At 69.6% G+C, this 8,441-nt stretch carries 9 protein-coding genes; 4 read left to right on the top strand and 5 right to left on the bottom strand.

The features are described from left to right. Positions 1 to 15: 15 nt before the first annotated feature. The 5 genes from ETD83_RS15470 to ETD83_RS15450 all read right to left on the bottom strand — a co-directional run bounded on the left by ETD83_RS15470 (position 16) and on the right by ETD83_RS15450 (position 4,311). Positions 16 to 762, bottom strand: a complete 747-nt coding sequence (locus ETD83_RS15470; RefSeq protein ID WP_230420928.1) for a LytR/AlgR family response regulator transcription factor — start codon at positions 760 to 762, stop codon at positions 16 to 18. Between the two features lie 126 nt (positions 763 to 888). After that, a complete protein-coding gene (locus ETD83_RS15465; protein WP_138645822.1) occupies positions 889 to 2,094 on the bottom strand; it encodes a sensor histidine kinase in 1,206 nt (401 codons plus the stop codon). 187 nt (positions 2,095 to 2,281) lie between these two features. Beyond that, on the bottom strand, positions 2,282 to 2,482 hold the full coding sequence (locus ETD83_RS15460; protein WP_138645821.1) for a hypothetical protein: 201 nt from the start codon (positions 2,480 to 2,482) through the stop codon (positions 2,282 to 2,284). Between the two features lie 3 nt (positions 2,483 to 2,485). Further along, positions 2,486 to 3,544, bottom strand: a complete 1,059-nt coding sequence (locus ETD83_RS15455) for a glycosyltransferase (protein ID WP_205717692.1) — start codon at positions 3,542 to 3,544, stop codon at positions 2,486 to 2,488. 116 nt (positions 3,545 to 3,660) lie between these two features. Then, positions 3,661 to 4,311 carry a class F sortase gene (locus ETD83_RS15450; RefSeq protein WP_171064220.1) on the bottom strand — a complete coding sequence of 217 codons (651 nt, stop codon included), beginning with the start codon at positions 4,309 to 4,311 and terminating at the stop codon, positions 3,661 to 3,663. Positions 4,312 to 4,694: 383 nt separating this feature from the next. Here ETD83_RS15450 and ETD83_RS43685 point away from each other — a divergent pair, with 383 nt between their 5' ends. The 4 genes from ETD83_RS43685 (at position 4,695) to efeU (ending at position 8,440) form a co-directional block, all read left to right on the top strand. After that, a complete protein-coding gene (locus tag ETD83_RS43685) occupies positions 4,695 to 5,042 on the top strand; it encodes a hypothetical protein (RefSeq protein WP_205717691.1) in 348 nt (115 codons plus the stop codon). A 176-nt stretch (positions 5,043 to 5,218) separates the two neighbouring features. After that, positions 5,219 to 6,358, top strand: a complete 1,140-nt coding sequence (gene efeO, locus ETD83_RS15440) for an iron uptake system protein EfeO (RefSeq protein ID WP_138645818.1) — start codon at positions 5,219 to 5,221, stop codon at positions 6,356 to 6,358. 10 nt (positions 6,359 to 6,368) lie between these two features. Beyond that, positions 6,369 to 7,616: an iron uptake transporter deferrochelatase/peroxidase subunit gene (efeB, locus tag ETD83_RS15435; RefSeq protein WP_138645817.1), complete on the top strand. Its 1,248-nt coding sequence runs from the start codon at positions 6,369 to 6,371 to the stop codon at positions 7,614 to 7,616. Further along, a complete protein-coding gene (gene efeU, locus ETD83_RS15430) occupies positions 7,616 to 8,440 on the top strand; it encodes an iron uptake transporter permease EfeU (RefSeq protein WP_138645816.1) in 825 nt (274 codons plus the stop codon). Before efeB ends, efeU begins: the two co-directional genes overlap by 1 nt. The last annotated feature ends 1 nt before the right edge of the window (position 8,441 follow it).

Genomic DNA, 8,441 nt, shown 5'->3' with positions numbered 1-8,441 from the left:
GGCGGTCGGCGGGGCTCAGGAGGACCGCCTCGCCCTGCGGACCAGCAGGTCGCGCAGCTCCCGGACGTGCCGGCGGCTCACCGGCAGCTCCGCGCCGCCGACCATGACGGTGCAGCGGCCCGAGTCGAGCCGCAGCTCCTTGATCGCCGACAGCGCGACCAGGTGGCTGCGGTGCACCCGGACGAATCCCGCACCGCTCCAACGCTCGCTCAGCGCCGCCAGCGGGATGCGCACCAGATGGCTCCCGCCGGACGTGTGCAGCCGCGCGTAGTCGCCCTGCGCCTCCACGTACAGCACCTCGGCGGGCGTGACGAACCGGGTGACGCCGCCCAGCTCGACGGGCATCGGCTCCGGCTCCGACGGCGACGACGCGGCGACCCCGTCGTCCTCGACCATCCATTCCTCGGTCGACTCGGTCACCCGCCTGATCGCCTCGTTCAGCCGCTCGGGGCGCACCGGTTTCAGGATGTAGTCCGTCGCCTTGATCTCGAACGCGTCGACGGCGTGCCCCTCGTACGCGGTGACGTAGACGATCTGCGGGGCGCGGGCGAACTGCGCGAGAACGCGGCCGAGGACGGTGCCGTCCAGTCCCGGCATGCGGATGTCGAGGAACACGGCGGCGATGGGACGCCCCTCCGCGAGGGCGCGGTCGAGCTTGCGGAGCGCGGCGGCGCCGTCCCGCGCGGTGTGGATCTCCCCGATGCGCGGATCGGCGCGCAGGAGGTGGACGAGATCGTCCAATGCGGGTGCCTCGTCATCCACCGCAAGGACACGAAGGCCCACCGCAAACCCCGCCCTTCCTGTGCCGCCCGCCACATTCCAGTAAAAGGACGTCCGCGAGTCAAGGGGCCGGGACGCGCCTCACCTGGCCGATTCGCCAGAACGCGATCACAGCGGGCCCGACGAGGCGGTCACGCCGGGCGCGTATTTCGGGACGCGGACGGTCACCTTCGTCCCGGCGCCAGGCCCTGTCTCGACGGCGAGGCCGTACTCGTCGCCGTACACCTGGCGCAGCCGCCCGTCGACGTTCGCGAGGCCGATTCCGGCCGCGTCGCCGTCCTCGCCGGGCGGGCGCGACTCCCCGGACAGCAGCCGCCGGACGTCGTCGGGCTCCATGCCGATGCCGTCGTCGTCCACGCTGATCACGCAGTCGGACCCGGCGTCCTCCGCGACGATCGTGATGAGGCCGGGCTCCGACCTGTCCTGCAGCCCGTGCCGGACGGCGTTCTCCACCAGCGGCTGCAGGCACAGGAACGGCACCGCGACCGGCAGCACCTCGGGCGCGATCCGCAGCGTCACCCGCAACTGCTCCCCGAACCGGGCGCGCTGCAGCAGCAGGTACCGGTCGATGGACCGCAGTTCCTCGGCGAGCGTGGTGAAGTCGCCGTGCCGCCGGAACGAGTAGCGGGTGAACCCGGCGAACTCCAGCAGCAGCTCCCGCGCCCGCTCCGGGTCGGACCGGACGAACGACGCGATGGTCGTCAGCGAGTTGTAGATGAAGTGGGGCGAGATCTGGGCCCGCAGCGCCCGCATCTCCGCCTCCATCAGCAGCGTCCGGGAGTGGTCGAGCTCGGCGAGTTCGAGCTGCGCGTCCACCCACTGGGCGACCTCTTCGGCGGCGCGGATCAGCCCGGCGGGGACCTCTTCGCCGTAGGCGGCGAGCGTCCCGACGACGCGGTCGTCGGTGGCGAGCGGGACCACGACGACCCGGCGGATCGGGCAGTCGAGCCGGTCGCAGACCACGTCGTGCACCTGGGTGCGTCCGCTCGCCAGCGTGGCCTCGGCGTGCCGGGGGCCCTCCTCGGTGTGGTGGTCGTGCTCGCCGTCCCAGGCGAGGAGGCGCTCCCCGTCGGTGATCGCCAGCGCGGCGCAGCCGAGCAGCGCCCGCAGGTGCCGCGCGGCCTTCTGCGCGCCCTGCTCGGTCAGCCCGGCCCGGAAGGCGGGCGCGGCCCGCGACGCGGTGTGCAGCGTCTCGAACGTGGCGCGCCGCGCGGGCCCGCCGAGGTCGCCGCCGCGCCCCCGGCGCCGCAGCCACACCAGCGCCGGAACCCACGTCAGCAGCAGCGTCACGATGACCGCTATGCCCACATTCATACGGCGAAGTTACGCCGCCCCCGCCCCACTCCGCCGCTTCCCGCGCTCCCGCGTCCGACCGGGCCGGCTACAGCGCCGGGTGGGCGATGTCGCGGACGGTGCCCGGCGCAGCTGCGCGAGGGCCCCGGGAGCTGGAAGGCGACCCGGGGCCCTTGTTTTGGTGGACACTTTGCGTCGAAGCCCCGGTCTACCCCTCGGACACGGGGGCGGCCGATAGGGGCTCGATCCTCTTCCGTGTCGGCAGAATGCGCTTTACGGCAAGGGCTGTGGACAGCAGGGTGAAGAGAGCCAGCCCCAACCAGATGGCCTGGACGCCGAGCCACGGTGCGGTGATGGCGGCGCCGCCGAAACCGGCGCCGACGCCGCCTACGGGCGGAGTGTTGTACATGATTCACCATTTCCTTTCGTTGTGCCAGGCGGCTTCCCAGTAAGCCCGGACCTGGACGATCTGAAGAAAACCGTCGAAGAGGAACTCGACGACGATGATGGCGGCTATGGCCATTTGAACGATCCCGCGCCGGCGTACGGTCACCATGCGCTCAATCATGAAGATCGCTGTTACGCAGGCCCAGATTGGATGGAACCGGAGTCCACCGGTGAAGGCCAAACAGTAGCCCAGCGAGATCAGGTAGGCCATGACGGCGATGATCCCGATCAATGCAAGCAGTTGCCGGCCCCAGTATGGGCGCGTCACGGATGTCCAACCGTATTCGATGAGATTTTCCAAGGCGCCGCGCTTCCAGCGCAGTCGCTGCCGGAACAAGTCTCGCCAGGTTGGCATCACCTCGGTAGTGAGCGTACATTCGGGCGGGCATATGATTTCGAAACCGAGATGCAGGATCGCCAAGGTCAGTTCGTTGTCCTCGGTGAGCACCCGAACGTCGTAGACACGGGGGCCGCCAGGCAATCGGCGCTCCCTGCGGGCGGCGGCCACTTCTTGCAGAGTTGTGGCGCGGAACATGGTCGCCGTTCCGGTCAGCACCAGCGCTTTGCCTTGCAGTCGCCGCACGTCTCGCGCGTAGCGGACATACTCGTTGCGTTGGAGCATACCGACCATGCCCCCACCGTCCTGGCCGGTGAAGGTGCCGCCGGCAGCGGCGTAGCGGCCGTCGGAGAGGCAAGCCACTCCATGACGGATGAAGCCCGGGTCCAGTGCTGAATCTGCGTCCATGACCATGATCGCGTCATTGGGCCCGGCAGCGGGCAGCAACAGGTCGAGTACCTGATTCAGGGCACCAGCCTTCTTATGTCGATTGTCGCGTGTGACGAATATTTCAACTCCGCACCGCCTGGCGAGTTCAACGGTGTCGTCCGTGCAATTATCAGCGATGACAATAATCTGGTCCGGTGCCTGTTCCTGCCGCTTTAGCGATGAGATCGTATCGGTGATATTTTCTGCCTCATTGCGCGCCGGGATCAGCACCGTTACCCACAGGTCGGCCGGATCCACCGGTGGCAGGCTGCGCCGGCCCGGCCGCCCTCGCCGGGGCGTCCCACCGCGGTCGGGACCGATCAATGCATGGTCAATTGAACGGCCGGGGAAAGGCGGGGTGGTAGAGGTTGAACTCATCTCGGGGCCCCGGCAGCGGACGCATCGGGTGCTCCTCGCTTCGGCACACCAGACCGGAGCAGGTGCCCGTAGGCGATCACGTTGTCGGTGTAGTGGCCGGTGTCGGTGTCGAAACTGCCGCCGCAGGTGACCAGCCGGATCGCTGCGTAGCCGGGATCGGTGTAGACCCGGCGCGTGGGGAATTTGGTCTTCTTGACGCGTTCGACCGAGTCGATTTGGAACACCGCGGTGCTCCCGTCGGCTCGTTGCACGCCGGCTTGGTCGCCTGGGCGCAACTCCCCGATTCGGAAAAAGACGCCCGGCCCGCGCGATGAGTCGACGTGGCCGATGAGCACTGCCGCGCCGATGCTTCCGGGCCAGGGCCCGAGCCGATACCAGCCGGCCTGGTCAGCATTGAACGGAACCTCGACCCTGTGGTCGTCTCTAAGCCCTAGCGGCACCAGGGACGTTCGGAGGCGGATCCGCGGCACCGTGAGCCGAACCGGGGTCGAACGCGGCAATGCCACCGCCGGATGAGCCGACTCCGGGTTGGACGCGGCGGGGCCAGGCTGCGGAGCGGTGGTGGCCGCCGTGCGATCGCCGAACGCCTGCACAGTGAAGAACGCCGTCACTGCGAGACCCGACGCGGCTATGGTGACGACCGCCAAGCCGGGTGCGTACCTGACGCCGGATGACAGCCGCTCTCGGAACCTATTCGAGAATCCGGCCCATCCCGGCACGATCGCGGGTCTCAACCCGTTCGAACGGGTTGACTGTCTCTTGATCACGATCGCCACTTACCCCGGCCATTGAACCACGAACGTATGTAATGAATCTTTTGTCCACTTGGCGCATACGCAGGAGCAGCAAAATCCAGTCGGAGGCGACCCTTCCGGCATCCGGCAAGGCGGGCACCCAAACACAAGACCAAGCCGCTGTTCCCAGGTCGCCAAGACTTCACCAACCACAACACCCGCAGTCCATTCCTCGATTTCTCCCCGCGTGAGTGGCGGGCCTTCCTGGAGAGCATCCGGGCAGACCACGCCTGACAGTGGCGAAGCCATGCTTCGTCCTCGCGCGCTCCGCGTTCCGGCTCGGGACGGCGGCCGACCGTCGTGCCGCCCAGCCGGGCGGCGGGTACGCGAGCAACGCCGAGCTGGGCATGCTGCGCGCCACGGTCGTGCGGGAGGTGCTGCGCTCGTCGGCGCGGATCCCCACCGCCCGCGACATCCGCCGCTCCGAGGAACTGCAGGTCAAGGGCAAGCTCGGCGCGGCGCCCGGCGCACCGCCCGAGCCGGTGTGCCTCCTGGCCGAAGGCGCGATCGTCACCGCCTCCATCTCCGGGAACACCCGTCCGGCCCAAGACGCCCGCGAGGCCGCGCAAGCCCTCGTCGCCTGACCGTCATCCCCGGCGTCCAGCGGCTCCCGGAGCGGCCGGATCGGTGATCATGCAGGTCATCGGTGAGACGGATCACCGACCCGGCTGCGGACGGTTAGGCAAGGGCAAGCTAAATTAGCTTTGCCTAACTTTCCTGGCGGGCGGGGGGCCACGCCACCGACCCTGGAGCTCACAGCATGAGAGCCGTCCATCACCTCCGCGGTGCCGCAGCCGCTGCCGCCCTCACCCTCCTCGCCGTTTCCGGCTGCGCCGAGAAGGACGGCGGCGGGGGGTCGGGCGCCATCCAGGTCACCGCGAGCGACAGCGCGTGCAAGGTCTCGCGCACCGAGTTCCCGGCGGGGCACGTCAAGCTCGCCGTGGAGAACAAGGGCTCCAAGGTCACCGAGGTCTACATCTACGCGCCCGGCGACCGGATCGTCACCGAGCGGGAGAACATCGGGCCCGGCACCAAGGCCGACATCACGGCCGAGGTCAAGGCCGGGTCGTACGAGATCGCCTGCAAGCCCGGCATGAAGGGCGACGGCATCCGGCAGAAGGTGACCGCCACCGGGCAGGGCTCGGCGAAGCCGCAGGACCCGCGTCTGGACAGGTCCGTCGCCGAGTACCGCAAGTACGTCCAGGCCCAGGCCGACGAGACCCTGCCCAAGGCCGAGAAGTTCGCCGCCGCCGTCAAGGCGGGCGACATCGAGGGCGCCAAGAAGACCTACGCCGTCTCCCGCGTCGGCTGGGAGCGCACCGAGCCGGTCGCCGAGTCGTTCGGCGACATCGACCCCAAGGTGGACGTGCGGGAGGACGGTCTCGAACAGGGCCAGACCTGGACCGGCTGGCACCGCCTGGAGAAGGCGCTCTGGACGGACAAGAAGATCGGCGCCGCGGAGAAGAAGCTCGCCGACCAGCTCATCACCGATCTGAAGGACTGGCAGAAGCGCGTCGGCACCGCCGAGATCAACGCGACGAGCATGGCCAACGGCGCCAAGGAGCTGCTGGACGAGGTCGCCACCGGCAAGGTCACCGGCGAGGAGGAGCGCTACAGCCACACCGACCTGGTCGACTTCCACGCCAACGTGGAGGGCGCGCACAAGTCCTACGAGCTGCTGAGGCCGGTCGCCGCCGAGCGGGACCCGGCGCTCGCCGCGGAGCTGGACAAGCAGTTCAAGGCGCTGTTCACCCTCCTCGACAAGTACCGCGAGAAGGGTTCCCCTGACGGCTTCGCCGCCTACGACACCGTCGGCAAGGACGACCGCAAGGAACTGTCGGACGCGGTCAACGCGCTCGCCGAACCGCTGTCGAAGCTGGCCGCCGCCGTCGCGTCGTGAGGGAGGCACCGTGAGTTCCGAACGCCCGCCGAAGTCGTTCTCGCGCCGCGCGCTGCTCGGCTGGGGCGGCACCGGGCTCGCGCTCGGCGTGACCGCCTCCGGCGGCGTGGCCGCCGCCGCGATCGGCATCGCCGACGACGCCGAGCCCGGAGAGGCCGTGCCGTTCCACGGCGCGCACCAGGCCGGGATCGCCACACCCGTCCAGGACCGGTTGCATTTCGCCGCGTTCGACGCCACCACCGATGACCGGGACAAGCTCGTCGCCATGCTCAAGGAGTGGACGCGGGCCGCCGCGCAGATGACCGCCGGGCACGCGGTCGGCGACGGCGCGGTCGGCGGCCCGCCCGAGGGGCCGCCGGACGACACCGGGGAGGCGCTGGGGCTCAAGCCGTCCCGCCTCACCCTGACCGTCGGTTTCGGCCCCACCCTGTTCACCAAGGACGGCAAGGACCGTTTCGGCATCGCCGCGCGCCGCCCGCCCGCGCTGGTCGACCTGCAAGTGTTCCCCGGCGACAACCTGGACGGGGCGCGCAGCGGCGGCGACATCTGCGTCCAGGCGTGCGCGGACGACCCGCAGGTCGCGGTGCACGCGATCCGCAACCTGGCCCGCATCGGCTTCGGCAAGGTGTCGGTGCGCTGGTCGCAGCTGGGGTTCGGCAAGACGTCCTCGACGACGCCGGACGCGCAGACCCCGCGCAACCTGATGGGGTTCAAGGACGGCACCCGCAACATCTCCGGCACCGACGCGTCCGCCCTGGACGAGCACGTGTGGGTCTCGGCCAAGGACGGCCCGCCGTGGATGGCCGGCGGCTCGTACCTGGTCGCCCGCAGGATCGCGATGCGCATCGAAACCTGGGACCGCACCTCGCTCAAGGAGCAGGAGGACATCTTCGGCCGCACCAAGGGCGAGGGCGCGCCGGTGAACGGCAAACGCGAGCACGACGAGCCCGACCTCAAGGCGATGCTGCAGGACGCGCACGTCAGGCTCGCCCATCCCGACAGCAACGGCGGCGCCCGGATGCTGCGGCGCGGCTACTCCTTCACCGACGGCACCGACGGGCTGGGACGGCTGGACGCGGGCCTGTTCTTCCTGGCCTACCAGCGCGACATCCGCCGCGGCTTCCTCCCCGTGCAGACCCGGCTCGCGCGGATCGACGCCCTCAACGAGTACATCCAGCACGTCGGCTCGGCCGTGTTCGCGGTCCCGCCCGGGGTCCGGGACGCCACCGGCTGGTGGGGCAAGGAGCTGTTCTCCTGATGTTCGCCAACTACCTGATCGGACTGCGGGAGGGCCTGGAGGCAAGCCTCATCGTCTGCATCCTGATCGCCTACCTGGTCAAGACGGAGCGACGGGACGCGCTGCGCGCCATCTGGACGGGCGTGGCCATCGCGGTCGGCGTCAGCCTGGCCTTCGGCGCGATCCTGCAATGGGGCACCACCACCCTGACCTTCGAGGCGCAGGAGTTCCTCGGCGGCACACTGTCGATCATCGCGGTGGGCCTGGTCACCTGGATGGTGTTCTGGATGCGGCGCACCGCCCGCTACCTGAAGGCCGAACTGCACGGCAGGCTGGACCGCGCCCTCGTCATGGGCACCGGCGCCCTCGTGGTGACGGCCTTCCTGGCGGTGGGCCGGGAGGGGCTGGAGACCGCGCTGTTCATCTGGTCGGCGGTGCAGGCCACCGGCGACGGGGTGCGTCCACTGGGAGGCGCGCTTCTCGGCCTGGCCACCGCGGTGGTGCTGGGCTGGCTGTTCTACCGCGGCGCGCTGAGGATCAACCTGGCCCGGTTCTTCACCTGGACGGGCGCGATGCTGGTCATCGTGGCCGCCGGGGTGCTGGCGTACGGGTTCCACGACCTCCAGGAGGCGCGCTTCCTGCCGGGCCTGAACACCAAGGCGTTCGACATCAGCGAGACGATCCCGCCGGAAAGCTGGTACGGCACCCTGCTCAAGGGCACGGTCAACTTCCAGCCCGACCCGACCGTCCTGCAAGTGGTCGTGTGGCTCCTCTACGTCATCCCGACCCTGACCCTCTTCCTGCTGCCGCCCAGACGCAAGGCCGTCCCGGCCCCCTCCACCTGAC

The organism is Actinomadura soli (genome assembly GCF_005889715.1).
GTDB classification, from domain to species: Bacteria; Actinomycetota; Actinomycetes; order Streptosporangiales; family Streptosporangiaceae; genus Spirillospora; species Spirillospora soli.
Note: the sequence above shows the minus strand (reverse complement) of the source record. Positions and strands in the feature narration are given on the sequence as shown.